The sequence below is a fragment of the Halomonas sp. Bachu 37 genome (assembly GCF_039691755.1).
Classification (GTDB): Bacteria; Pseudomonadota; Gammaproteobacteria; order Pseudomonadales; family Halomonadaceae; genus Vreelandella; species Vreelandella kashgarensis.
Genome location: NZ_CP137552.1, coordinates 3173675 through 3198426 on the forward strand (window position 1 = coordinate 3173675; position 24752 = coordinate 3198426).

20 protein-coding genes and 1 tRNA gene are annotated in these 24752 nt (G+C 59.1%); 15 read left to right on the forward strand and 6 right to left on the reverse strand.

Features of this window, described 5'->3' with window-relative positions:
- Nucleotides 1–297 precede the first annotated feature (297 nt).
- From R5M92_RS14580 to phrB, 3 genes are all read left to right on the forward strand, one after another.
- Nucleotides 298–684: a CbiX/SirB N-terminal domain-containing protein gene (locus tag R5M92_RS14580; protein ID WP_346796692.1), complete on the forward strand. Its 387-nt coding sequence runs from the start codon at nt 298–300 to the stop codon at nt 682–684.
- A gap of 127 nt (nt 685–811) precedes the next feature.
- Nucleotides 812–1729 (forward strand): MerR family transcriptional regulator, encoded by a 918-nt coding sequence (locus tag R5M92_RS14585; RefSeq protein WP_346796693.1) that lies wholly within the window; start codon nt 812–814, stop codon nt 1727–1729.
- Nucleotides 1730–1740: 11 nt separating this feature from the next.
- Nucleotides 1741–3147 (forward strand): deoxyribodipyrimidine photo-lyase, encoded by a 1407-nt coding sequence (phrB, locus tag R5M92_RS14590; protein ID WP_346796694.1) that lies wholly within the window; start codon nt 1741–1743, stop codon nt 3145–3147.
- Between the two features lie 53 nt (nt 3148–3200).
- Here the strand turns inward: phrB and R5M92_RS14595 are convergent, their stop codons facing one another.
- Nucleotides 3201–5051 (reverse strand): putative bifunctional diguanylate cyclase/phosphodiesterase, encoded by a 1851-nt coding sequence (locus R5M92_RS14595; RefSeq protein WP_346796695.1) that lies wholly within the window; start codon nt 5049–5051, stop codon nt 3201–3203.
- Nucleotides 5052–5379: 328 nt separating this feature from the next.
- Between R5M92_RS14595 and fabA the strand changes: the two genes are divergently transcribed.
- Entirely contained in the window at nt 5380–5895 is a 516-nt protein-coding gene (gene fabA, locus R5M92_RS14600) for a 3-hydroxyacyl-[acyl-carrier-protein] dehydratase FabA (RefSeq protein ID WP_346799392.1), read from the forward strand.
- 12 nt (nt 5896–5907) lie between these two features.
- Nucleotides 5908–7131 carry a beta-ketoacyl-ACP synthase I gene (gene fabB, locus R5M92_RS14605; RefSeq protein ID WP_346796696.1) on the forward strand — a complete coding sequence of 408 codons (1224 nt, stop codon included), beginning with the start codon at nt 5908–5910 and terminating at the stop codon, nt 7129–7131.
- Nucleotides 7132–7237: 106 nt separating this feature from the next.
- On the opposite strand, the gene R5M92_RS14610 is transcribed toward fabB, so the two are convergent.
- The 3 genes from R5M92_RS14610 to R5M92_RS14620 form a co-directional block, all read right to left on the reverse strand.
- The gene (locus R5M92_RS14610; protein ID WP_346796697.1) at nt 7238–7972 is read right to left on the reverse strand and encodes a lysophospholipid acyltransferase family protein; all 735 of its coding nucleotides are present in this window, start codon (nt 7970–7972) and stop codon (nt 7238–7240) included.
- Entirely contained in the window at nt 7969–8874 is a 906-nt protein-coding gene (locus R5M92_RS14615) for a sugar nucleotide-binding protein (protein WP_346796698.1), read from the reverse strand. The genes R5M92_RS14610 and R5M92_RS14615 overlap by 4 nt, the downstream gene beginning before the upstream one ends.
- Nucleotides 8875–9662: 788 nt before the next feature.
- Nucleotides 9663–10661 carry an IS5 family transposase gene (locus R5M92_RS14620; protein WP_346795917.1) on the reverse strand — a complete coding sequence of 333 codons (999 nt, stop codon included), beginning with the start codon at nt 10659–10661 and terminating at the stop codon, nt 9663–9665.
- Between the two features lie 474 nt (nt 10662–11135).
- On the opposite strand from R5M92_RS14620, the gene R5M92_RS14625 reads away from it, so the two are divergent.
- From R5M92_RS14625 to R5M92_RS14645, 5 genes are all read left to right on the forward strand, one after another.
- Nucleotides 11136–11432 (forward strand): DUF262 domain-containing protein, encoded by a 297-nt coding sequence (locus tag R5M92_RS14625; protein ID WP_346796699.1) that lies wholly within the window; start codon nt 11136–11138, stop codon nt 11430–11432.
- A 307-nt stretch (nt 11433–11739) separates the two neighbouring features.
- Complete coding sequence (locus tag R5M92_RS14630) at nt 11740–12426, forward strand: hypothetical protein (RefSeq protein WP_346796700.1); 687 nt, start codon at nt 11740–11742, stop codon at nt 12424–12426.
- Entirely contained in the window at nt 12423–13385 is a 963-nt protein-coding gene (locus tag R5M92_RS14635; RefSeq protein ID WP_346796701.1) for a hypothetical protein, read from the forward strand. Before R5M92_RS14630 ends, R5M92_RS14635 begins: the two co-directional genes overlap by 4 nt.
- Nucleotides 13386–13645: 260 nt before the next feature.
- A complete protein-coding gene (locus R5M92_RS14640) occupies nt 13646–17020 on the forward strand; it encodes a type I restriction endonuclease subunit R (protein WP_346796702.1) in 3375 nt (1124 codons plus the stop codon).
- Entirely contained in the window at nt 17017–17718 is a 702-nt protein-coding gene (locus R5M92_RS14645; protein WP_346796703.1) for a SprT family zinc-dependent metalloprotease, read from the forward strand. Before R5M92_RS14640 ends, R5M92_RS14645 begins: the two co-directional genes overlap by 4 nt.
- A 162-nt stretch (nt 17719–17880) precedes the next feature.
- Here R5M92_RS14645 and R5M92_RS14650 read toward each other — a convergent pair.
- A tRNA-Arg gene (locus R5M92_RS14650) sits at nt 17881–17957 on the reverse strand.
- Nucleotides 17958–18110: 153 nt separating this feature from the next.
- Between R5M92_RS14650 and R5M92_RS14655 the strand changes: the two genes are divergently transcribed.
- The gene (locus R5M92_RS14655; RefSeq protein ID WP_346796704.1) at nt 18111–19106 is read left to right on the forward strand and encodes a TRAP transporter substrate-binding protein; all 996 of its coding nucleotides are present in this window, start codon (nt 18111–18113) and stop codon (nt 19104–19106) included.
- Between the two features lie 197 nt (nt 19107–19303).
- Nucleotides 19304–20167 carry a LysR family transcriptional regulator gene (locus tag R5M92_RS14660; RefSeq protein ID WP_417338999.1) on the forward strand — a complete coding sequence of 288 codons (864 nt, stop codon included), beginning with the start codon at nt 19304–19306 and terminating at the stop codon, nt 20165–20167.
- Between the two features lie 45 nt (nt 20168–20212).
- On the opposite strand, the gene R5M92_RS14665 is transcribed toward R5M92_RS14660, so the two are convergent.
- Entirely contained in the window at nt 20213–21598 is a 1386-nt protein-coding gene (locus R5M92_RS14665) for an FAD-binding oxidoreductase (protein ID WP_346796706.1), read from the reverse strand.
- Between the two features lie 292 nt (nt 21599–21890).
- Between R5M92_RS14665 and R5M92_RS14670 the strand changes: the two genes are divergently transcribed.
- From R5M92_RS14670 to R5M92_RS14680, 3 genes are read left to right on the forward strand one after another with little or no spacing between them, the layout of a single operon-like run.
- Nucleotides 21891–22919 carry a TRAP transporter substrate-binding protein gene (locus tag R5M92_RS14670; protein WP_346796707.1) on the forward strand — a complete coding sequence of 343 codons (1029 nt, stop codon included), beginning with the start codon at nt 21891–21893 and terminating at the stop codon, nt 22917–22919.
- Nucleotides 22920–22940: 21 nt separating this feature from the next.
- Nucleotides 22941–23441 (forward strand): TRAP transporter small permease, encoded by a 501-nt coding sequence (locus tag R5M92_RS14675; RefSeq protein WP_346799393.1) that lies wholly within the window; start codon nt 22941–22943, stop codon nt 23439–23441.
- Nucleotides 23438–24700: a TRAP transporter large permease gene (locus tag R5M92_RS14680; protein ID WP_346796708.1), complete on the forward strand. Its 1263-nt coding sequence runs from the start codon at nt 23438–23440 to the stop codon at nt 24698–24700. Before R5M92_RS14675 ends, R5M92_RS14680 begins: the two co-directional genes overlap by 4 nt.
- Nucleotides 24701–24752: the final 52 nt, after the last annotated feature.

Here is a 24752-nt window from a genome sequence, read left to right on the forward strand (position 1 = left end):
CACCCGCCAGTACGTGGCTAGAACGGAGAACCGGTGCCAAGTGGAACCGGTGGCCGACTGATGTCAATCCGAGCTTAAATATTATACAAAAATTGCACAAAGCTGCTAGACTAGTAGAACTTCTCTATCCGGTAGTGCGGGCTTGCGTCTGCCATAAAGAAACGCCTAAAGGGCGGTACTGTTTTTAGGACTACCTCAAGGACTACGCCATTCTCGAGAGGTTCCTGACGTAATACCACGTCCATATTGGCTACCCTTCATTAGAGACTCTTTCAGTATTTCGGCAAGGAGAAGCCCATGGCTTACCATCTGATTCTTCTGGCGCACGGCTCAAGCGACCCCCAGTGGCGCGAGCCTTTCGAGACTTTCCATCGGACGCTGCGCCAGCGTCTGGCAACGCCGGTTCACCTGGCCTACATGGAGCTGAGCGAGCCGTCGCTGGAGTCGACCGTGGCCGGACTCGCCGACGAGGGAGCGGCCGAGCTTGAAGTGCTGCCGCTGTTCTTCGCCGCCGGCCGTCACTTGCGCAAGGATGTGCCCGCGCAGATAGACGCCTTGAGACACAAGCATCCGCATGTCTCCCTCACCCTACTCCCCCCGGTGGGTGAACATCCGGCGTTCGTCGATGCCCTGGCGACGGTCATTGCGGAACAGGCGGGCGAGAGCTCTCACTTGGGGGGATGAGGGTTGTTGCTGCACTCGGCAGGATGTACAAAGCCATGTTGTACAACACTATAATACGTACTCGTTGGGCGTATGAGTTTCGCCCACCCTCCGTCCAACCACAGCCAACCAAGAGGCATCGGCGCTCATGAGCCCCAAGGCGACCCACCCACCCGACACACCGCTCTATCCCATTCGGGAGGTTTCTCGCTTGACGGGGGTGAACTCGGTCACCCTGCGTGCCTGGGAGCGCCGCTACGGCTTGATTCGCCCCCAGCGTACACCCAAGGGACATCGCCTCTATGCCCATGACGATATCCAGCGTATCGAGCACATTCTGCAATGGCTCAACCGCGGGATATCGGTCAGCCAGGTGGGCGACCTGCTGGACCAGCCGGAAAGCGTGGAAGTCCCCACGCAGAGCTCCAGCGACTGGCCGAGCCAACGCCAGCAGTTGCAGGTGTTGATCGAAACGCTGGATATGGCCAGGCTGGAAGCGTTCTACCATCAAAGCCTTGCTCTGTATCCGTTAGGCACCAGTATCACTGAATTATGGCAGCCGGTAATCGAGGCCCTCGAGGCTAATTGGGCCGTCCAGCCGGATCTCGTCCAGCGGCGCCTGCTCGAGACTTTCTTGCGCAGCCAGGTGGGGATACGGCTGCATTTCGCCAATCAGGCCACTCGTGGCCCCCTGGTCTTGATCAGCGCCATGCCCGACGACCCCGGCCCCTTGTGGGTACTGATGGTGGCCTTGATGGCCAGCGAGCAGGGATACCGGGTGCAACTGCTGGATACCCCGCTCCCCCTGGAGGAACTGACGCTGGCGGCGGAACGACTGCACCCCGCGGTGGTGCTTCTGGTCAGCGGTCAGGCGGAAAGCCGCGACTTCATTGCTCATCGGCTCCCCCAGGCAACCCAAGCAATAGGCGTTCCGCTGGGAGTCTGCGGCCCTGTCGCCCGCTTGCGCGCCGACGAATTGAAACACTCACCGGTGCATGTGCTGGGCGATGACCTGCCACAAGCCATTGCCCGATTGCGCTCCCTGCTTCGCGAAACCGGCACCTGACAGGAGACTGCATGGCACGACAACTGGTCTGGTTTCGTAGTGACCTGCGTATCCACGACAACTCGGCCCTGGCAGCGGCTGCCGCCAAGGGACCCGTAGTGGCGGTGTTTTTGCACAGCCCCGAGCAATGGCGAGCCCATGGGCACGGTCCCAACAAACTGGACTTCTGGGCGCGAGGCGTCAGCGCTCTGAAGCAATCGCTGGAAGGCTTGAATATTCCCCTGTTGTACTGCGATATCGATACCTACGACCAGGCCCCACGGGTATTGCTGGAAATCGCCCGGCGGCATTCCATCGAGCGACTGCACTTCAATCGCGAATATCCTCTCAATGAAGCCCGCCGCGACCAGGCCGTCATCGACGCCTTCGAGCAGGCGGGTCTCGCGGTCGATGGGTATCACGACAGTGTGGCGTTTGCTCCCGGCAGCTTGCGTACCGGCAAGGGCAGTTTCTATACGGTCTTCACCCCTTTCGCCAAGGCCTGGCACAAGCAGCTCGGCGACGGCCAGCTTGAGCTGCGCGACCCACCGCCCCCGCAGGCTCGACTGCCGCTGGCAAGCGACCCGCTTCCCGCCGTCTCGCCCCAACAAGAAATCGCCGTGGCGATCGATTCATGGCCGGCGGGAGAGGATGCCGCCGCCGATCGCCTGGCACGTTTTCTGCGCTTTCGGGCTCGCCATTACCGGACCCAGCGAGACTTTCCGGCATTGCACGGCACCAGCGAACTCTCGCCCTACCTGGCCCTGGGAATGCTTTCCCATCGGCAGTGCCTGCAGGCGGTACTGAGCGAGAACGGCGGCACACTCGCCGAAGGCGATGCCGGGTTGGTCGCCTGGGTCAACGAGCTGGTATGGCGTGAATTCTATCAGCACATCGTCGTCGGCTTTCCCCGAGTATGCCGTTACCAGCCGTTTCAGGAGCATACCGGGGCCTTGCCCTGGCGCGACGATGAAGCCGGCTTCAAGGCGTGGTGCGAGGGACGCACCGGCTATCCGCTGGTGGATGCGGGCATGCGTCAGCTGGTGGCGACGGGCTGGATGCACAATCGCCTGCGCATGGTCACCGCAATGTTTCTTTCCAAGCACCTGTTGATCGACTGGCGCCGGGGAGAGGCGTTTTTCCTGCACCACCAGGTCGACGGAGAGTTCGCCGCCAATAACGGTGGCTGGCAATGGGCGGCCTCCACCGGTACCGATGCCGCGCCCTACTTTCGTATCTTCAACCCGACGACACAGTCGACGCGCTTCGATGGTGATGGAGAGTTCATCGCCCGCTGGGTTCCGGAACTTGCGCACCTGCCGTCCAAGGCCCGCCATGCACCGACGGCCGAGCAGCGCGGCGACGCCTATCCGGCGCCGATCGTCGATCACAAGGCGGCTCGCCTGCGCGCTTTGGAAGCCTTCAAGTCACTCGATTGAACGGTGCGTGGTAAACCCGATGCCACCAGGCAAGCATTGTCGTCGCCATTCGCCTAGGCAATGTTCTCGAGCACGCTCTGCTGAGATCCCTTCCCCATCCAGCGCTTCTCAAGCTCATCGGCGGGTAGAGGACGGGCAAACAGGAAGCCCTGCACCATGGTGCACCCCACCTGGGCGAGGAACTTTCGCTGCTCCTGGGTTTCCACTCCTTCGGCGATGACTTGCAGGCCCATGCCCTCCGCCATGGCCAATACTGCCGTGACGATGGCGGCATCGGCCCGATCGTCGGGCAGGGCGCGAATGAAGGCGCGATCCAGCTTGATCTTGTCCACCGCCAGGCGTTTGAGATAACCCAGCGAGGAGTACCCGGTGCCGAAATCATCGATGGCGATGGGGTGACCCTGGGCCCGCAGCGCTTCGAGCCGCGGTTCCATGTCGCCGGCTCGCTCATCCAGAAGCACGGACTCGGTGAGCTCAAGCCCTATCTGTTCCGGCTTCAGGCGATAGCGTTTCAAGCAGCCTGACAACTTGGACTCCAGATCGCCCTGGAACAACTGCAGAGCGGAGATGTTGACCCAGATCGTCACCTCGGGCATGCCGCTGTTCAACCAGTGGGCCTGCTGGGCACAGGCTTTTTCGATCACCCACCCGCCAAGTTCCGCCATCACGCCGTGACGTTCGGCCAAGGGAATGAAGTCTCCCGGCGAGATCATGCCGTCGCGGGGATGACGCCAACGCAGCAAGGCTTCCATTCCCATCAGCTCGCCGCTTTGCGGATGATGCTGAGTCTGATAATGCAGTTCGAGCTGATCCCCAGCGACCAGGGCTTCGCGCAGATCGCTTAGCAGTGCAAGTTGCGGGTTATCCTGTTTATCCAGGGCGGGACGAAAGCGCAGGCTATGGTTACGGCCTTGCCGCTTGGCGCTGTAGAGCGCCGACTCCAGGCGCTGGAACAGCACACCCGAGTCACGTCCATCCTCGGGAGCCCGACAGCTGCCGATGGTCAATCCCAGGCGCAACGGCTGGCCTTCGATGTCGAATGGTGTGCTCAGGTGTTCGCGCAGTCCCGCGACCCACTCGTCATGGTCATCGTAGGTGGTGGTACGTATCACCATGAACTCATCGCCACCCAGCCGGCCGACGACCCCGCCAGCCACATAGCCGGCCAGACGATGACCGAATCGCGCCAAGAGCCGATCCCCTTGCTCCAGTCCCAGGCTATCGTTGATGGACTTGAGACCGTCGATATCGATCAATGCCATGTCCAGGCTTTCTCCCGCCCGAAAATGGCGCAAGCGCGATGCCAGCAAGTCATGCAGGCGACGCCGGTTGGGCAAGCCGGTCAAGGGGTCTTCGTAACCGATGCGGCGCAGGTCACGCTCACGCGCCTTCTGTGCGGAAATATCGGCAAACAAACTGATGAAGTGGGTGATTCGGCCTTTCCTGTCGGTAATGGCGCGCACCTTCAACCATTCGGGATATTCATCGCCATGCTTGCGCCGATTCCACATTTCCCCCTCCCAGCGTCCGGTTGCCTTCAGGGAGCTCCAGTACTGCTGGAAGAATCTCTTGTCGTGACGCGCGGCTGCCAGGGTTTCCATGTTGCGGCCCTCCATCTCGACGGCGTCATAGCCGGTGATTTCGGTGAACGCCGGGTTTACCGAAATCACGCGATGCTGGGCGTCGCTGATTACGATCGCATCGCTGGCCAGCGCCACGGCATCCTGAGTCAGACGTAACCTCAGGCGCTGCTGACGCAGCTGTAACCAGAGGTCACCGCCACCTACAACCACCAGAGCGGCGGCGACCATACGCAGCATGATATCAGGCGACCAGATGCATGCCGGCAAGGCGATCAACCCCAGCCAGACGGTCGGACGATTCAATGAAATTGTGGGCCACATCAGGGTCGATTCATTCCATGACAAAAAATAAACAGTTGGTTTCGCCGTCGCCTGGCGTGAAAACAATCGCTAACGAAGATGAAACGTCCATATAACATCGATTATGCTGTCAGGCGTCAGATTATAAAACTTATCAGTGCCATAATGTCTTATCGACCAGAACACCATGATCTGTAGCCTTGTTAAGGTTAAATAGGCTGTTCACGTGCAATCCCCGGTTACGGGAAGTAGACTAGGCTTGGCCTCGCGGGCCGTGCCTAGGGCGCTCCGCCCGGGCAGCAGCGTGTCGCGCGCGGCACACAACAATCTCGACTCTCGGAACGATTCAGTGACCAAGCAACATTCCTTTGATCGCGAAGAATTGCTGGCATGCTCGCGTGGCGAGCTGTTCGGCCCCGGAAACGCCCAGCTTCCGGCACCCAACATGCTGATGCTCGATCGCATCACGCACATTCACGAAGAAGGCGGTGAGCATGGCAAAGGCGAGCTGATTGCTGAGCTGGATATCACGCCCGACTTGTGGTTTTTCGGTTGCCATTTCCCCGGCGATCCGGTGATGCCTGGCTGCCTGGGCCTCGATGCCATGTGGCAGCTGGTCGGATTCTACCTGGGCTGGCTCGGCCATCCCGGCCGGGGTCGTGCTCTTGGCTGCGGCGAAGTCAAGTTTTCGGGTCAGATCCTCCCCGAAGCAGACAAGGTGACCTATCGTATTAATTTAAAACGAATCATCACCCGGCGCTTGATTCTTGGCATCGCCGACGGCACTGTTTCAGTAGACGGACGCGATATTTACCAGGCAAACGACCTGCGCGTTGGCCTATTCACCTCCACTGCGAATTTTTAACAGGAGGCTCCCATGCGACGAGTGGTAGTCACCGGCCTCGGCATCGTTTCCTGCCTGGGCAATGACCAGCACCAGGTTCTTGAAGCCCTCAAGAGCGGACGTAGCGGCATTCGATTCAAGCAGGAGTATGCTGATCGCGGCTTCCGCAGCCATGTAGCCGGCACCCCCGAAATCGATCTGGACGAGCTGATCGACCGCAAGTTGCGGCGCTTCATGGGTGAAGCCGCCGCTTATGCCTATGTCTCCATGGCCCAGGCCATCGAGGATGCCAATCTGGCACCCGAGCATATCTCCAGCGAGCGCACCGGTTTGATTGCCGGTTCGGGCGGGGCGTCCAGTGCCAACCAGGTCGAGGCAGCCGATGTCTTGCGTGAAAAGGGCCTGCGCCGCGTTGGTCCCTATCGCGTCACCCGCACCATGGGCAGCACGGTCTCAGCGTGTCTGGCTACACCGTTCCAGATCAAGGGGGTCAACTATTCGATCTCCTCCGCTTGCGCCACTTCCGCCCACTGTATCGGCAGCGCCATGGAACAGATTCAGATGGGCAAGCAGGACGTGGTGTTCGCCGGTGGTGGTGAAGAGGAGCACTGGACCCTATCGTGTCTGTTCGATGCCATGGGCGCCTTGTCGACCCATTACAACGACACCCCCGAGAAGGCTTCGCGCCCCTATGACCAGGAGCGCGACGGGTTCGTCATCGCCGGTGGCGGCGGCATGCTGGTGCTCGAGGAGCTGGAGCACGCCAAGGCACGCGGCGCCAAGATCTATGCCGAGCTGGTCGGCTATGGCGCCACCTCCGATGGCCACGACATGGTCGCGCCCTCCGGTGAAGGCGCCGTTCGCTGCATGCGGCAAGCCATGGCCACGGTGGAAGGCGATATCGATTACATCAACACCCACGGCACCTCCACACCGGTAGGCGATGTCGCCGAGCTCAAGGCCATTCGCGAGGTCTTCGGCGATACAACGCCGGCGATGAGTTCGACCAAGTCGCTGACCGGGCATTCGCTCGGTGCTACCGGCGTTCAGGAAGCGATCTACTCGCTGTTGATGATGCAGCACGGCTTTGTCGCGGCTTCCGCCAATATCGAGCAGCTGGACGAACAAGCGGATGGGTTCGATATCGTCACCCAGCGCCGTGATGACGTTCGGCTCGAGCGTGTGCTGTCCAATAGCTTTGGCTTTGGTGGCACCAATTCCTGTCTGGTCTTCCAGCGTTACCAGGACCAGCAATAATCGATTCGTCTTGTCCGGTCACGATAACGGCGCCTTGACGGCGCCGTTATCGTTTCAAGCATATCTACACTAGATGCGAGGTTTGCCTCTCCATCTCGCTCGGAATTCAGGGAGCCGGCGGCCTGGGCACGTCGGAAATCTCGCTCAACCGCGCCTCGATCCAAGCCTCGACCTCCTCTAGCACCTCATCAGGCGTGCGGCCCTCGGTGGAGATCGGCGCGCCGATACGCACCCTGATCAACCCAGGCTTCTTGATCCAGTTGCGCCCGGGCCAGCACTCCCCGGCATTGTGCGCCACCGGCAACACTGGAACCCCGGCGCGGCAGGCGATGACAGTACCGCTCTTGTTGTAGCGTTTTCGCTGGCCCGGCTCGACCCGTGTGCCTTCGGGAAAGATCAGAACCGACAATCCTCCCTGCAAGCGCTGCACGCCCTGAGACAGTACTTGCCTCATCGCCCGGGCAGGGCGTGAGCGGTCCAGACTGATCGGTCGTAACAGGCGCAGCGCCCAACCGAAGATCGGCAGGCGCAACAGTTCCTGCTTGAGCACCGTGCAGACCGGCTGCTTCATTACCTGCAGAAAGACCGTTTCCCATTCACATTGATGGTTCGCCTGGATCACGCAGGGACCCTCAGGCAGGTTTGCTTGCCCCTGAATGTCGTAACGAACGCCACAGGCCCAGCGAAACCACACCAACAGAAAATAGTTGTACAAGTTCAACAGGCGATAGCGCCCCGCCAATGGCAGAAACGGCGCCACCGGCAGGAGAAATATTCCGCTGAGCAACATGGCCAGGAAATAACCTGCATAAAACAATAAACTACGTAAAACATTGATCAAGACGACGCCGCTCCCCTGCCTACGTCATTGCTCGCCTCCGGCAGCTCTCCTCGGGCCAGGAACCAGGTATCCAGTAATCGCCCCACCTCCAGCCGCCATGGTTTCTGATGGACACCGAAGACATCCATCACGCGGCGGCAATTCAATACCCGGCGCAGCTTCTGGTCATGATGATGGTTCAACGCCTTGACTTCCCCCAGGGCCACTTTCTCGCCCCGGCCTTCCAGACGGGTCGACAGCTGGGTACGAACCATCGACGTGAAAGTGAACGCGCTTACCGGCTCGGTACCGGCCAGGTGGTAGGCTCCCCAGGCCGCGGCGCCGCAATGCTGCTGCTGCAATACGCCGACCAATGCCATGGCCACCGCATCGGCAGAAGTCGGACAAAAGATGACGTCCTCGGCAGCTCGCACCTCCTCGCCGAGAACGAGTGTGTCGATGACTTCATTCAGCCAGGCATGACTGCCTTCCAGGGCGAAAAGAGGCCCCAGGCGCACAATCAGATGACGCTGGTATTCGGCACGAATGCGATCACCCACCTGCACCAGGCGACGCAGGCACTCGTCCCGGGGCGCAGGCACCACATGTTCATCGATCGCAGTATCGAATCCCTCTTCATAAAGCTGGTCGGATACACACCACACCAGGGCAATACCTTGAGTAAGACACGCATCCAGACAGGCATCGACGGCGTCCGCGTGCGCCTTTACGTCTGCAGGCGCCATGCTCAAGGGATGCGCCAAGGGCGGTATGATGACCGCATCGGGAGCTACCGCCCGCAGTCTTTCCCTTTCCACATGAATGGTAGGCTCAATCACCAGCTCGGTGTCCGAGCGTCGACTGGCCTCACGCGCCAGGGCCAGACTCAGACAGTGGCCCGCATCCAGAATCAGCAGTTTCACGGCCATCCTCAATAAAATTTGTACAAATCTTTACACAGAAGCATGACAAGACGCGCCGATAGAGCAAAGCACCAGCTTAGCCCCTTCGCTACGAGACAGGACAGCAAGAGCAGGCATCAAGACAGGCCATGTCGAGCGCCAGCTCTGCCGAGTCCCGAAACGCTACACTTTACTGGTTCTCGCTTGCTGGAGGAAGCGTACGGCTCTTACCCCGGAGCCAGCGTCACGGCCTGACGATGCTCTGTGGGCAGGTTTCGACTCAACCTGGAAGCCAAGCAAAACCTCTTAGTGATAATAGTAAAAACATGATCAGGTAGATATCTGTCAATTATTTTTCCCATTAAATAAAACCAGTATTTTATTAACTTCTTGAACTCAATAATTGTTAAAAACAAACCCGACTAGTCATTTTTTTCATACTTAAAAATCAGTAAATTAGATAGCCTTAATAGTTAAAATTGCAAGATGCTGTTATATATAAAATATATCTAAACCCTTACAAATTTTCCCATATTGCTTATTTATCCCCATCTTCAGAAAAACCTAAATCCTCAGTGCCACCCCTTGTTAACTATGGTAATTGTTTGTGAACAGGGGCTAGGCGCTTGTACTTCTAGTTGTCGTCTCGCTGTTCTCGTACAGGCGTCTTTAAGGAACCGCTGATCAATTAGCCTCTGAGCGACTGAAGGACTCAGAGTAGCAAAATCACCGAGTCAGCGATCATTTTCTAACCACCTTAGGTGGTCTGTTTTTCCTGCCAGCCGGACTATCCGGCTGACAGGGCAGATTCAAGGCGCACTGGCCCCGTCAACTCGGCCTTCGCATCGTGTCGCCAGTACCAAATTGGCCAGTCCGAACAGGCTGAATAGCTGCGCTTGGTTCTTGGCCAACCCCTTGTAGCGCACCTTGCGGTAGCCGAAGAGGTTCTTGATGACATGAAACGGATGCTCGACCTTGGAGCGGATGCTGGCCTTGGCCTTCTCGATTGCCAGCAGCAGCGTTTTCATGGGGCTGTCTTCCATCTTCTTGATGGGGCTGCGCTTGGCGGCAACACAGCAGCGGGAGGCCGGGGCATCCTTCTCTTCGTCCAGATACTTCCACATGCCGGTGTAACCCGCGTCGCCGTATACCTGCTTGTCATCGTCTCGGACCAGCTGGTTCACCATGGTGACATCGGCGACATTGGCCGAGGTGGCAGTGACACTGTGAGCCAGCCCGGTGACGGCATCAACGCCGATATGAGCCTTCATGCCAAAGTAATACTGCTTGCCCTTCCTGGTCTGCTTCATCTCCGGATCGCGTTGCTTGGCCTTGTTCTTGGTGGAAGGCGCCGCCGCCACGATGGTGGCATCGACAATGGTGCCCTCGCGCATGAACAGGCCCTTCTCGGTCAGATGGGCATTGATTTCCTCGAAGATCCGCTGGGTCAGCGCATGCTTCTCCAACAAGTGGCGGAAACGCAGCAGCGTGGTCGCGTCCGGCACACTCTCGATGGCCAGGTCGATACCAATGAAGTCACGCATGGCCTGGCTATCGTAGATGGCATCTTCGAGCGCCTCATCGGCAAGCGCGTACCACTGCTGCAGGAAGTAGATCCGCAGCATGCGCTCCAGGCCGATGGGGGGCCGGCCGCGCTTGCCTGCCGCGTTGGGAAAGTAGGACGGCGACAGTGCATCGATCAGCCGTTGCCAAGGCACTAGCGCCTCCATCTGGGCCAGGAACCGCTCGCGGCGGGTGACTTTTTTCTTGTTCTGGTGCTCGGCTTGGGCAAACGAGATCTGCTTCATCGGGTGGCTCTGTCAGACGGTGGCAGGAAGGTCAGATTATACCCCGCCGGTACCAATCAGGCAGCTGCGGTGGGATTTGTGCAGCGTTTCCCTAGTGTACTGAGCCCACACTTCCTCACTGCTTTCTCAGCATCAACCCCTGGGAAGCGTTACTTCATTAGGTCATCAAAGCAGAGCACCAACCTGGCCTCAATAAACTCAACTCAACTGAAAGCGTTCCAAGTTCCACTACCCTCCGGTGCAGAGCAAGAGCTCATCGTGGCAGAGCTAAGGGCAATGGCTACTAGAGTTGAGCGTGAGAAAGCCTATCTAGGAAAACTTAACACCCAAAAAGCAGGCCTAATGGACGACCTCCTTACCGGCCGCGTCCGCGTCACCCCGCTTCTCGAAAAGGCCTAGACCACCAGCCCGGCGTAGACCGGGCTCTTTACAACAACATCGCAACATCAGGACCACATCGCACAGGGAACCGCCATGACCACTTTCGACAGCACCAAGCGTTCGCTGCCCGAGCTGCTCAAGGACATCACCACCGGCAAGATCCAGCTCCCCGACTTCCAGCGCGGCTGGGTGTGGGACGATGACCACGTGCAGAGCCTGCTGGTGAGCATCGCTCGCTCCTTCCCCGTCGGCGCGGTGATGCTGATGGAGACCGGTGGCGAGGTGCGCTTCGAGACCCGCCCGGTGGAGGGCATCGACCCGAACAGCGTGACCAAGGAGCCGGATCATTGGCCACTGACTCTCTCGAAGCCTGAACTCAACTTGTCGTGATTGCTTGAGTATCATCTCTTCTTTCGGTCAGCTCCCGAGCTTCCGGATTATCCACCTCAGGAACTAGAATGTGGTCGACCAACGCGCGAGGTCGCGGTGCCGCCAGGGAGCGCTCTGAACCACTATTGCCGTTCTACAACGCTCCGGCATAGATAACGCTTTCAACTCAGAAATATTGATGTCACTCAGTAATATTGGGGGTCAGTCTTAGCCGCGGCTTCCGTTGATGAATTATTGAAATTTCGAAGCCTCTGATCTACGGTTTAAGTAAGTTGACGCTGGCATTGCGTCCAGCGCAGCTCAAACCATGGCAGCCGCAGCTATGCGGTTTACAAGCCTGATTTTTCTGGTATTAACTGGAATAGATTGGCTTAGCCGTACGGCTTCAGATCTGTCACTCTGGTGTCGATTATTAATGTTAATCAGCATTGCTTTCCCGATTGTTGACGTCCGCGACTTTGTCTGCGGTGCACCAGGGCGTTTACGTACCCCCAACTGGCCAGATGCACATCCACCTGAGCAAAAATTTGTGCGCGCATTCGGGCCTATACGCCGTCGCCCCAAGGGAGGAGCGAAGGAGATAGGTGAAGGGAATGTTTGCGATGCCTACGGTAGCGTTCGTTTTCCTCGTTTCCCAGAGGTCGACATTGATGAAAACAATCAAATTCGTTTTTCTCCCAGATTTCGACGTCTCTTCTTCGATGGCCGTTGCGTTGCAAAGTTGGAAGTTGGCCTAGCTCCGGAAAAAAAGAAGCCATTCCAACTAAATGGAGAAAGCGCAGTTTCATTATTGAAATCGATAATTTCCTGTGAAATCACGAGTGCTAGTACAAAGCAACTTTTACCGGGAGAACCGAAGACACCAAGAACCATAATCGAACTTAATCAATTACCAGACCACGTTGCGTCTCTTTTCTTTCTTGCCACGACAAACGACAGCAGATTCCCGATAATAAAGAGTTCAGCTGGTGTGTCTCAGCTGCTATGCCTATGATTTTGATTCAGGAAAGCAGCATCGAACACTTTGAGCCGGACTTTCAGTGGCAACACGTATCTCTAAATTCATCGAGTTGCCACAGAATCGACATATCGCACGCTTGGATTGAGTGGAAGGGTAAAGCCGAGGCGAGATTGTGGCGATTACGTTACGAACCGGGTGCTGATCAACATGTCGTCCGTTTGGTCCGAATGTTTCTAATGCGTTTGCATTGTGACCAGGAAGCATTGCATACAGTTCTAAGCCTGCTATACAGAAAAGATGAAAAGCGAATCATTCTAAATGAAAAATCGAGTGAAACTAGACTATTACAAAGCTTTTTGATTAAAACTGCACGACGACTTCTTGGACCTATCGATCGTAAGGTAGGACCTTATCAACAAGTAATCCTGACACCAGACCTTTTAGATGTCGTTTGTGGGACTATGCATGCTGCCGAACCTGGATTTCGAGAAAGTTTGCTTGATCTCCTGAGCAGATGCACTGACTTGCATCACAACGAACTGGAAAGAGTACGAGAACTTTTGGCTCAATACGTACTTGAGAATAATGAGCAGCCCCCCTCAATCGTCTACAAAATATTGGAAAAAACAGTGAATAATACAATCACTATTGGTCACGGCAACAACGTCACTGTTGCCAAATATATGAAAGATATATCTAACTCAGTTAACCAGAATGTCTCACAATCAGCTGAGCCCGACGAGGCAAAGAGACTGATTAAGCAACTTACAAAACAAATCGCCGACATTGCCGAGAACTTGCCGCCTGAAAAAGCTAAGCAGATGGGTGACGATGTTGAAACGTTGAGCAAAGAGGCAGCACGGCCCCAGCCGCGTCAAATACAATACCAAGTATCTCTACAAGGCCTCATAGAAGCCGCCAAAGCCGTGGGTGAACTCGCTAAACCAGTTGTCGACACGCTTACCAAGCTTTGTCAGCTTTTGCTGCCATAACTCGTATTCTGGCCAAGCCAGAGTGGACACAATCTGAGCCCAAACTGCCAGTTCGTCCTCCCAGCTCCCGCAAACCCGGTTTCTGTTCCACCTTCCTCGCGTGCCTGCTAGCTCAGGTGTGCGAACTAGTTACACTGTCGAACATTTAGCACTGACCCAAAGTCTATGCCCCCATGTTTACTTCTATAGCTATCGCTAATATCCGTCTGGTCTCGGATTCGCTACCATCGAAGGTATTCAACGCACTTTGGAGCCACTGCGTGATAGGTCCCGAGTATACTGAGGTTGAGAAACCCTTCATTGACCAGCTGGTGGGTCAGGGCTGGGAGTACCTGGTCGGCTCGCTGGATGATCCGGCCACCTCCCACCGCGAGAGCTTCGCCCAGGTGGTCATGGAGCCCCTGCTGCGTGAACGGCTGCACAGGATCAACCTTCGCGACGGCGAGCCCTGGCTAGACGATGCGCGCCTGGATCAGGCGGTAGCAGCAATCACCCGCCTGCCTGCCAACAAGGTGCTAGAGGCCAACCAGATCGCTACCGCGCTACTGCTGGGTGGCCTTCCGGTGGAGGGGCTGGAGGGCTGGGACGGCGGCCGTGGCCAGACCCTGCGCTATATCGACTGGGACGAGCCCGCCAATAACGTCTTCACGGTGGTCAATCAGTTCAAGGTGAAGTGCCCGCCCGGCCACGATACCGCCAAGTGCCACGTGATCCCGGACTTGGTGTTGTTCGTCAACGGCATCCCGCTGGTGGTGGTGGAGTGCAAGAGCCGCAGCGTGCCAGAGGGGATCAGCCAGGCGGTGGACCAACTGCGCCGCTACCACGACCAGCGCTTCCTGGAGGGCGAGGTCGGCGAGCACGAGGGCGCCCCTGCGCTTTTCGCCACCAGCCAGTTCCTGGTGGCCAGCAACTTCGATGAGGCCCGTGTCGGCACCATCGGTGCCCGCTTCGCCCACTACCTGAGCTGGAAGACGGTGACGCCTTTGCACGAAGCGGAGGTGGCCATCGGCTTGGGCGTGGCCAACCTTTCGGCCCAGCAGCGCCTTGTGGCGGGCATGCTCACCAAGAGCAACCTGCTCGACATCGTGCGCCACTACACGCTGTTCATGAACGTAGGCGGCCAGACGATCAAGCTGATGTGCCGCTACCAGCAGTTCCGCGGCGTCACCCGGGCTGTCGAGCGCCTGAAGAGCGGCAAGACCCGCCGCCAGGACGGCGAGGCCGACCGCCGTGGTGGCATCGTCTGGCACACCCAGGGCAGCGGCAAGAGCCTCTCCATGGTGTTCCTGGTGCGCAAGCTGCGCACTGACCCGACGCTGCGCCCCTTCAAGGTGGTGGTAATCACCGACCGCAAGGACCTCCAGGCCCAGCTCTCCGCCACCGCCGAGCTCACCGGCGAGAGCGTCGAGAAGGCCGGCAATACCGCCCAACTCAAGAAGCTGCTGGGCCGCGACGGCCCCGGCTTGGTGTTCGGCACCATCCAGAAGTACCGCGATCCAGACGCCGAAAATGAGAGCGAAGCCGATGAGACGTATGTTCGCTACGATAATGGACTCGATAGCGGTCGCCGTGACGTTGCCGAACGGAGTACCTCAGCTTCGTCAAGCACACCGAAGAAGCCCTCTCTCAGCGACCCCTTCGAGGTGCTCAACACCAGCGAGGATATCCTGGTCCTGGTGGACGAGGCCCACCGTACACAGGCCGGTGACCTGCATGCCAACATGATGCGCGCCCTGCCCAACGCCGCCCGCATCGGCTTCACGGGTACACCGATCATCATGGGCGACAAGAAGCGCACCCACGACATCTTCGGCGAGTACATCGACCGCTACACCATCAAGGAAGCGGAGCAGGACGGCGCTACGGTACCGATCCTCTATGAGGGGCGCACCGCCAAGGGGGCGATCAAGGACGGCGCCAGCCTCGACGGGCTGTTCGAGGATCTGTTCCGCGAACACAGCAAGGATGAGCTGGAGGCGATCAAGAAGAAGTACGCCACCAAGGGGCAGATCTTCGAGGCGCCGCAGCTGATCCAGGAGAAGGCCCAGGACATCCTGCGCCACTACGTCACCCATATCCTGCCCAACGGCTACAAGGCCCAGCTGGTGGCCTACAGCCGCCGGGCGGCCCTGCGCTATTACGAGGCCCTGGAGACGGCCCGCGCCGAGCTGCTGGAGGAGGCGCTGGCGCTCGCCCCCAAGGACAAGGCGCTGGACGACACCCAGCTACTGACGCGCCCACCCCGTGTCAAGGCGGCGATCCAGGCCTGGCGCTACCGCAAGGTGCTGGGCGAGCTCGAGTTCGCGGTGGTGTTCAGCAGCGGCAACAACGACGACGCCACCTGGGCCAAATGGAGCGATCACGGTGCCGTCGAGAGCCATATCAATCGCTTCAAGAAGCCGCTGCCGCTGCTGGACGACGGGGCCACCCCCAAGGACCCGGCCAAGCACGACCCGCTGGCCTTCCTGATCGTCAAGAGCATGCTGCTAACTGGCTTCGACGCCCCTATCGAGGGGGTGATGTACCTGGACCGCTCCCTGCGCGAGGCGGAGCTGCTGCAGGCCATCGCCCGGGTCAACCGCACCGGCTACGGCAAGACCCACGGCATCGTGGTGGACTACTTCGGCGTGGCCAACCACCTCAAAGAGGCACTGGCCGCCTACAGCGAGGAGGACATCGAGGGCGCCTTGCAGAGCCTCAAGGATGAGATCCCGCTGCTTCGCGATCGCCACCTGCGGGTGATCGACGTGCTGCGCGCTCAGGGCGTGGACGACCTGGATGACACCGAGGAGGCGGTGCAAGCGCTGGCCGACGAGCGGTTGCGCGCCGAGTTCGTGGTCAAGCTCAAGGAGTTCAACCGCGGCCTGGATGACGTGCTGCCGCGCCCCGAAGGGCTGGAGTTCGTCAACGATGCCAAGCGGCTCGCTTACATCCAGGCCTTGGCCCGCAACCGCTACAAAGACACCCCGGAGCTTGGCCGTGACATCGGCAACAAGGTGCGCAAGCTGATCGACGACTACGTAATCTCGCTCGGCATCGACCCGCGCATCCCGCCGGTGCAGCTCACCGACGCCGAGTTCGACGCGCACCTCGGCCGCCAGGTGGGGGATCGCGCCAAGGCCTCGGAGATGGAGCACGCGGTGCGCTCCCACGTCCGCAAGCACCTGGACGAGGACCCGGTGAAATACGGCCGGCTCAGCCAGCGCCTGGAGGAGCTACTGGAGCAGCTCGATGGCCAGTGGGCCAAGCAGGTAGAAGCCCTCAAGACACTGATCCAGCAGCTGCGCGATGGCGCCCAGGTGGAGGGGGAGGAGATCCCCGAGATGCCAGTCCACGCCGAGCCCTTCTGGCGGGAGCTGGTGGCCAGCAGCGGCCTGACAGTGGAGGAGCTGGACGAAGCCAGCGCCCAGAAGTTGCTCGAGGCCACCGAGGAGCTTGTCGGGCTGATCCAGCAGGAGATTGCCATTCCCGACTTCTGGAAGCCTTCCCACATCCCGGACCAGCAGGCCTTGCACCAGCACCTCTTTACCACCGTGGCGATGAAGCGCCTCGTGCCCTTCGACCAGGCCAGCGAGTTAGCCCAGCGGCTGCTCGATCTCGCCCGCAGCAATTACGACAAGCTGGTGAACGCATGATCCAACTCGCCGTTGACGATCTTACCCTGGAGGTGCGCGTGAGCTCGCGCCGCAAGACCCTTGAGATCACCGTGGACCGCAACGGCGAGCTGGTAATAGCCGCCCCCACCGGCACCGATGAACGGCTCCTGCGCGACTTCGTGATCGAGAAGCGGCTGTGGATCTACCAGAAATTGGCCGAGAAGGCCGAGCGCCGCCGCCAACTCCCTCACAAGGAATACGTCAACGGCGAGGGTTTCCTCTACCTGGGCCGCAGCTACCGGCTCAAGCGTGTGCCTTCAGAGACCCAGGACGCCCCGCTCAAGCTCGTTGCCGGACGTTTCCATTTGCGCGAGGACGCCCTGGCTGACGCCCGGGAACACTTCGTTCGCTGGTACAGCGCCCGCGCAAGCGACTGGCTCACCACCAGGGTGAAGGAGCACGCTCGCCGGATGGCGGTAGAGCCCGCCGGTGTGAAGGTCCAGGACCTGGGCTACCGCTGGGGCTCCTGCGGCAAGAGCAACCGGGTCTACTTCCACTGGAAGACCATCCTGCTGCCCCGCCATATCGCCGAGTACGTGGTTGCCCACGAGCTGGTCCACTTGCACGAGCCCCACCACACCCCCGCCTTCTGGCGCCGCCTGGAGCGCGCCATGCCAGACTATGAGCAGCGCAAGGGCTGGCTTGCCCGGCGCGGCATCGAAGTGGAAGGGGTTTAGGTTTCTTACTTGTGACCAATGTTGTGACCACAAAAAGCCAGTGGTCATATCCAAAAAAGAGAACAAGAGATGCGATATGGAAGGCGTGGTCACGATTTGGTCACAGGATGGTCACAGACAAAAAATAAGGGCCTACGCGTTAACGTAAGCCCTTGATATTCTTGGCGCGCCCGGCAGGATTTGAACCTGCGACCCTCGGCTTCGGAGGCCGATACTCTATCCAACTGAGCTACGGGCGCATTGCGTCCTAAAACGCGTGCGTATCGTAACCGTACAGGCGGTGTGTGTCCAGCCACGGGGCCGGCCGGCGGCCAGAAAGTCGATTGACCGCTCTCGCCGGGCTGGTGCATGCTTTCCCGGCAGTATCGCTCTACCTTTACAGGAAAACCATAATGAAAAAACTCGCTTTTACCACGCTGACGCTCACCCTTCCCCTGGCTGCGGCCGGTATGGCTTTCGCCAATGATTTCACCGATATGGAGCCGGTTACATTGCGCCTGGCCCATGTGGTCAACGAGCAGGATGGCTTTCATGTTGCCGCCACCAAGTTCGAGGAGCTCGTTGAGGCGCGCACCGACGGCAAGGTGGATATCGAGATCTACCCCAATGCCTCATTGGGTGACGAGCGCACGCTACTGGAAGGCATGCAGATCGGCACCGTCGACATGGGCGTGATCACCAACGGTCCGGTGGCCAACTTCGTCGAGGAGATGGCGGTATTTGAACTGCCGTTTCTGTTCCCCTCTCCGGAAGCCGCCTATGAAGTACTCGATGGGGAGATCGGCCAGGAGCTGCTGGACAAGCTTGCCGAGGTCAACCTCAAGGGCCTGGCCTATGCCGAGCGTGGCTTTCGCAACCTGACCAATAGCGAACGCGCGGTGAACACGCCGGAAGATCTCGACGGCCTGCGCATTCGTGTGATGGAGAACCCGGTCTACACCGATACCTTCCGCGAGTTGGGCGCCAATGCGGTCCCGATGGCCTGGACCGAAGCGCTTACCGCGATGCAGCAGGGCACCATCGATGGTCAGGAAAACCCGGTAAATGTGATTCACTCGTTCAACCTGGACGAGACCCAGAGCTACATGACTCTCACCCGCCACACCTATGCGCCGGCGATTTTCGTCATGGGCATGCCGGCCTGGAACCAGCTGCCGCCAGCGGCTCAAGAGGTCTTGACCGAGGCCGCCCAAGAAGCCGCTGAGCATGAGCGTCAGGTCAATGCCGAAATGGAAAGCGAGCAACTGGCCGAACTGCGCGAGGCGGGCATGGAAATCAACGATTCTCCCGACCTTGAAGCCTTCCAGTCAGCCGTGGTGCCCGTTTACGAGAAGTACGGCGACCAGTTCGGGGATTACCTGGAGCGTATCCGGGCCACGCTGCAGTAACGGCTTGGGCTTGCCGGGCTGGTAAAAGGAAGGACTGACGGCTGTTCACGCGGTATTAATGGACTCGCGTGAACAGCCTTGGCGATCAAGAGACGTGCCTGATGGCGGAAACAACCGATATAAAACTGGCGACGAGGCTCAACAAGATAAACCTCAATTTATTATTGGTGTTTCATACGCTCTACCGGAAAAGAAGTTTGACGCTTACTGCGGAATCGCTCTGCCTGAGTCAACCCGCTGTCAGCCACTCACTGAAGAAGCTCCGCTTGTTGATGGGTGACCCGCTATTCATCAAGGGCGTGGACGGCATGCAGCCGACGCCACTTGCCCGGCGTATGGATTCTGCCGTGGCAAAGGGGTTGTTCTATTTCGACCAGGCGGTTCACAGCAATAGCGAGTTCTCACCCGCCACCTCGAAACGGGAGTTTCGCGTCAGCCTGGCGGATTATGTTAGCCAGCAGCTGCAACCCAAGCTTATCCAGCACTGCCTGGAGCACGCACCGGGCTTGTGTTTCAACCTGCTGTCGACGCGCATCGCCAGCGCCGAAGGAGCCCAGCAGGTCCTGCAGGCGCACGATATCGACCTTGCCGTGGTGCAGCTAGAAACCCTGCCGCTCACCTCCCATCATGAGTATCTGTTCGACGATGCGATTGGTTGTGTCGGCGATGCCATACTGCATGGCGAGAGCAGTCACATCCCCCTCGAGACGTTTCTCGATACTCCGCAAGTGGCGCTATCCCATCGCGAGGACAGCCCATCGCTGATCAATGAACGATTGCAGAAACTGGGGCTGGAGCGACGAATCGTGGCCAAGACCTCCTACATCAATCCGCTACAGGAAATACTGGCATCGACCAATCTGCTCTGCGTGGTCACGGAGAGCGCCGCCCGAGTGATATGCCGCAACAACACCTTGAAGTTCTACTCGCTGCCTCTGGACGTGCCGGCGTTCAAGGTATGCCTCTGCTGGGATGAAAGGAAGGATCACGACTCGGGCATACACTGGTTGCGAAAACTGGTCAGGGAACTGATAGCACCAGCTCCCTCCAGTGGTTCTTGAACGGGAAGACACGCGGGCTCGCATCAACTCGACCCGGTTTTCACTTCAATCGAGTGCCACGACCTTGCCAGGGTTCAACAGGCCCTTGGGGTCGAGCGCGATTTTCATGCGCTTCATCAGGGCAATCTCCTCGCTGGAGCGGGAAATGTTCAGATAATCGCGCTTTTCCAGGCCGATGCCGTGTTCGGCGGAAACGGAGCCGCCGTACTCTTTCAGCGGGGAATAGACCAGTTGCTCGACTTGGCGGCGGCTTTCGGGGCTATCGTCACGCACGGTGATCATGATGTGCAGGTTGCCATCGCCGAGATGGCCGAACACCACCATCTTTCCTGTCTCGGGCCACTGCGCCTCGAGATCTTGCTCCAGCGTTTCGACGTAGGCCTCCATATGGGGAATCGGCAGGCTGACATCGTAGGAGAACATCGGCTTGAGCTCTTTCACCAGCACTTCGATATCTTCCCGGATCGCCCAGATGCCCTGGCGCTGGGAGCTGGAATTGGCCAGCACGGCGTCGGTGATCAAGCCCGCTTCCAGCGCTTTCTGCAGGATCTGCGAGAAGTACTCGGCATCACGGGTTTCATCCAGGCCCAGGGTTTCGATGATGGCGTAGAAGGGCGAGTCGTCGGCCAACAAAGGCATATGCTTGCCGCTCTCGGTGGTCATCAGCTTGTAGTGGTTGTTCCACAACGCCTCGAAGGCGCTGAGTCCAAGCTCATGGGAGACCAGACCCAGCAATTGGGTCAAGGCATCGAAGGAGGGCACCGCGACCAGGGCCGTCTGTTCGCTGGGCATGCGCGGCTGCAGCCTGAGCACGGCTCGGGTGACGATACCCAGCGTGCCTTCGCTGCCGATGAATAGCTGTTTCAGGTCGTAGCCGGCGTTGTTCTTCAGCATCTTGTTCAGCGAGCTGACCACGGTGCCGTCGCTGAGCACGGCTTCCAGTCCCAGCACTTGCTGGCGCATCATGCCGTAGCGTATGACTCGAATTCCCCCCGCATTGGTGGCGATATTGCCGCCGATGGTGCAGGAGCCCCTGGCGCCGAGGTCGAGAGGAAACTGCATGTCGATCTCTTCCGCGGCCTCCTGCACATGCTGAAGGGTCACACCGGCCTGAACCTGGATCGTCGAGCCGACGGGGTCGACCTCCTCGATCCGGTTCATCCGTTCCAGCGATATCACCAGCTCATCCGGAGCTGCTTCGCCGCCATGGACGATGCCGGTCATGCCGCCGTGGGTCACCACGGGCTGGTCGGCCTGATAACACAAGGCCAGCACCTGGCTTAGCTGTTCGGTGCTGCGGGGTCTGACGATCGCCTTGGCACGGCAAGGGGCGCCCGTAAACCAGTCCACGCTACGCTGCGAGACGTCTTCACCGAGCAGCATACCCTCGGTACCGACGATCGCCATCAGGTCGTTCAGCAACTTGTCCATTTGTTATTCCTGTTTCAGCTGGCTAGGCCATTGGTAGAAGGGCCCGGCAGCCTCGCCAGCCTTTGCAATCTTCTCCAAGGGCATTTCAAACATGGATAGAGGCTTGCAGGCTAGCGCCAACCGGTATCTCGCTCAAGCCCAAGTTCTATAAAGATTTTTTGCATCAATACGATGAATAGGGGAATAACAATAAGTAATTTGTCCCGCAAGGACGATGTGGTATAGATGAAGCCCGTTAAACACTAAAAACGCCATATAACACAACAAGATTTGCTGACACTCAGGAGAACATGTGAGAAACCTCGCCCGTCACGCCGCTTCCGCGTCTTCCAGCCGACTCCAGCAGTTAACCGTTAGCGTTGCCTGCGCGGGGCTGCTCGGTCTTCCTCTGACCGCTCACGCCGAGGAGATCGCCCCCACCACCCTGCGCCTTGCCACCGTGGTGAATACGGAAGACACCTACCATATCGCCGCCGAGCGCTTTCAGCAGCTGGTCAGTGAAGAGAGCGATGGTGCAGTGACCATCGAGATCTACCCCAATGCCACCCTTGGCGATGAGCGCACCCTGCTGGAAGGCATGCAGATCGGTACCGTCGACATGGGCGTGATCACCAACGGGCCGGTGGCGAACTTCGTCGACGCGTTTTCCGTCTTCGAACTGCCGTTCCTGTTTCCCACCGCCGAGGCCGCCTATTCGGTGCTGGATGGCGAGATCGGCCAGGAGATCCTGCGCAAGCTGGAGGAAGTCAATCTCAAGGGGCTGGCCTACGCCGAACGCGGATTTCGCAATATCACCAATAGCCAGAACGCGATCAACGAGCCCGCCGACCTCGACGGCTTGACCCTGCGTGTCATCGAGAACGAAGTCTACGTCGACACCTTCCGCGAACTCGGCGCCAACGCCGTGCCCATGGCCTGGACAGAAGCGCTTACCGCGCTACAGCAAGGCACTATCGACGGCCAGGAAAACCCGGTGAACGCCATCCATGCCTTCAACCTGGCGGAAACCCAGGATTACCTGACCATGACGCGGCACATCTATGCCCCGGCACTGTTCATCATGAGCCTGCCGGCCTGGAACGGTCTTCAGGAAGAAGTGCAGGAAATCGTGCTGGACGCCGCACAGCAAGCCTCCGCCTACGCCAGGGAACAGAACGCCGTCATGGAGGCCGAACAGCTGGCCGAACTGCGCGAAGCGGGCATGGAGATCAACGAGTCGCCCGATATCGCCGCGTTCCAGGAAGCCGTTGCGCCGGTGTACGATAAGTACGGCGACCAGTTCGGCAATTACCTGCAGCGCATCCAGGAGGAAGTAAAGTAAGTGCCCACTCATACGCACCCAATGGTACTTGTGCTACAGCGTACTGAGCGTGTTCTGGACGCCATTCTCCAGCCCATCGTGTTCCTGGGGATGGCGGCCCTGATCGGTGTCATCACCCTGCAGATCGTCTCGCGGGTGCTGTTTACCGCAGTCGGCTGGACCGAGGAAGTGGCCCGTTTCCTGCTGGTATGGATTACCTTCCTCGGCGCCGCTCTCGCCTTTCAGCGCGGCCGACATATCGCCGTGACCTTTGCCGTGGACGCCCTGCCCGGGCGGCCTCGGCAGCTGGCACGAATCGCCGCCACCTTGGTGGTCGTGGCCTTCATGGTCGCGTTGATGGTGGTCGGCTACCGCTACATGCAGGTTCAGAGCTTTCAGAAATCCGCGTCGTTGCGGCTCTCCATGACGTATGTCTACGCCGTGATTCCCATCAGCGCGGCGCTGATGGCGTGGTATGCCGTGGTGGATCTGGTTGAAGTGATACTCACCGGGGCGCCACGCCACGAGGAGACGCAACCATGACGCTGCTGCTATTCGCGCTGTTTCTACTGTTCATGCTTCTCGGCGTACCCATCGCCCTGACGATCGGTGCCAGCACCCTGGTGGCATTGCACCAGTCGGGCGTACCGTTGATGGTGGTCACCCAGCAGATGTTTCAGGGCATCAATTCGTTCGCCCTGGTCGCCATCCCCATGTTCATCCTTGCCGGTGATTTGATGGCCCAGGGCAAGGTCAGCGAGAAGCTGGTGAGCTTTGCCGATTCGCTGGTGGGCTTCATGCGCGGCGGGCTTTCGGTGGTTTCGGTGATGGCGGGCATGTTCTTCGCCGCCATTTCCGGCTCGGGAGCGGCGACCACCGCGGCGGTGGGCTCGAGCCTGGTGCCCGAGCTACGCAAGAAAGGCTATGAACCCGCCTCGGCGGCCAGCCTGATCGCCGCCAGCGGGACGATCGGCGTGGTGATTCCGCCATCGGTGCCCATGATCATCTATGCGGTCATGGCCCAGCAATCGGTATCCAAGCTGTTCTTGAGCGGCTTTCTGCCGGGGCTGGCCATGGGCCTGGGACTGATGACCATTGCCATCGTCCAGGCCTACCGCCGCCGCTACCCCAAGGGTACGGCACTCTCCCTGGCTACCATCTGGCATACGTTCAAGGAAGCCAGTTGGGGCTTGATGACGCCGGTAATCATACTCGGCGGCATCTTCTCGGGAATTTTCACGCCCTCCGAGGCGGCGGTAGTGGCGGTGAACTATGCCCTGCTGGTATCGCTGTACGTGTACCGCGACCTCACCCTGCCCGATGTCTATCGCATCCTGATCCGTTCGGCGATGACCACGGCGGTAATCATGCTGGTGATCGCCACCTCGGCGATTCTGAGCTGGACACTCTCCAGCTGGCAGGTACCCGGCGCCATCGCGCAATCGGTATTGTCGCTATCGACCAACCCCTACGTGATCATGCTACTGGTCGTGGCGGTGATCCTGCTGACCGGGGTCTTCATCGAAACCGCCAGCGCCTTGATTATCCTGACCCCCGTGCTGCTGCCACTGGTCATGCAGCTGGGCATCGATCCGATCCACTTCGGCTTGATCATCGTGGTGGGGCTGGCGATCGGCATGATCACACCGCCGGTGGCGATCAACCTCTATGTGGCGTCATCGGTGACACAGCTGCCGCTGGAGCGCATCACCCGAGCGATCATCCCCTACCTCCTGGGGCTCATCAGTGTGCTGCTGCTGGTGGTCTACGTGCCCATACTCCTGGGCTGGTCGGGTACTTAGCCACTGTTCGCGCTAACGCAACGGGGCTTGCCACTGGCAAGCCCCGTTTTCA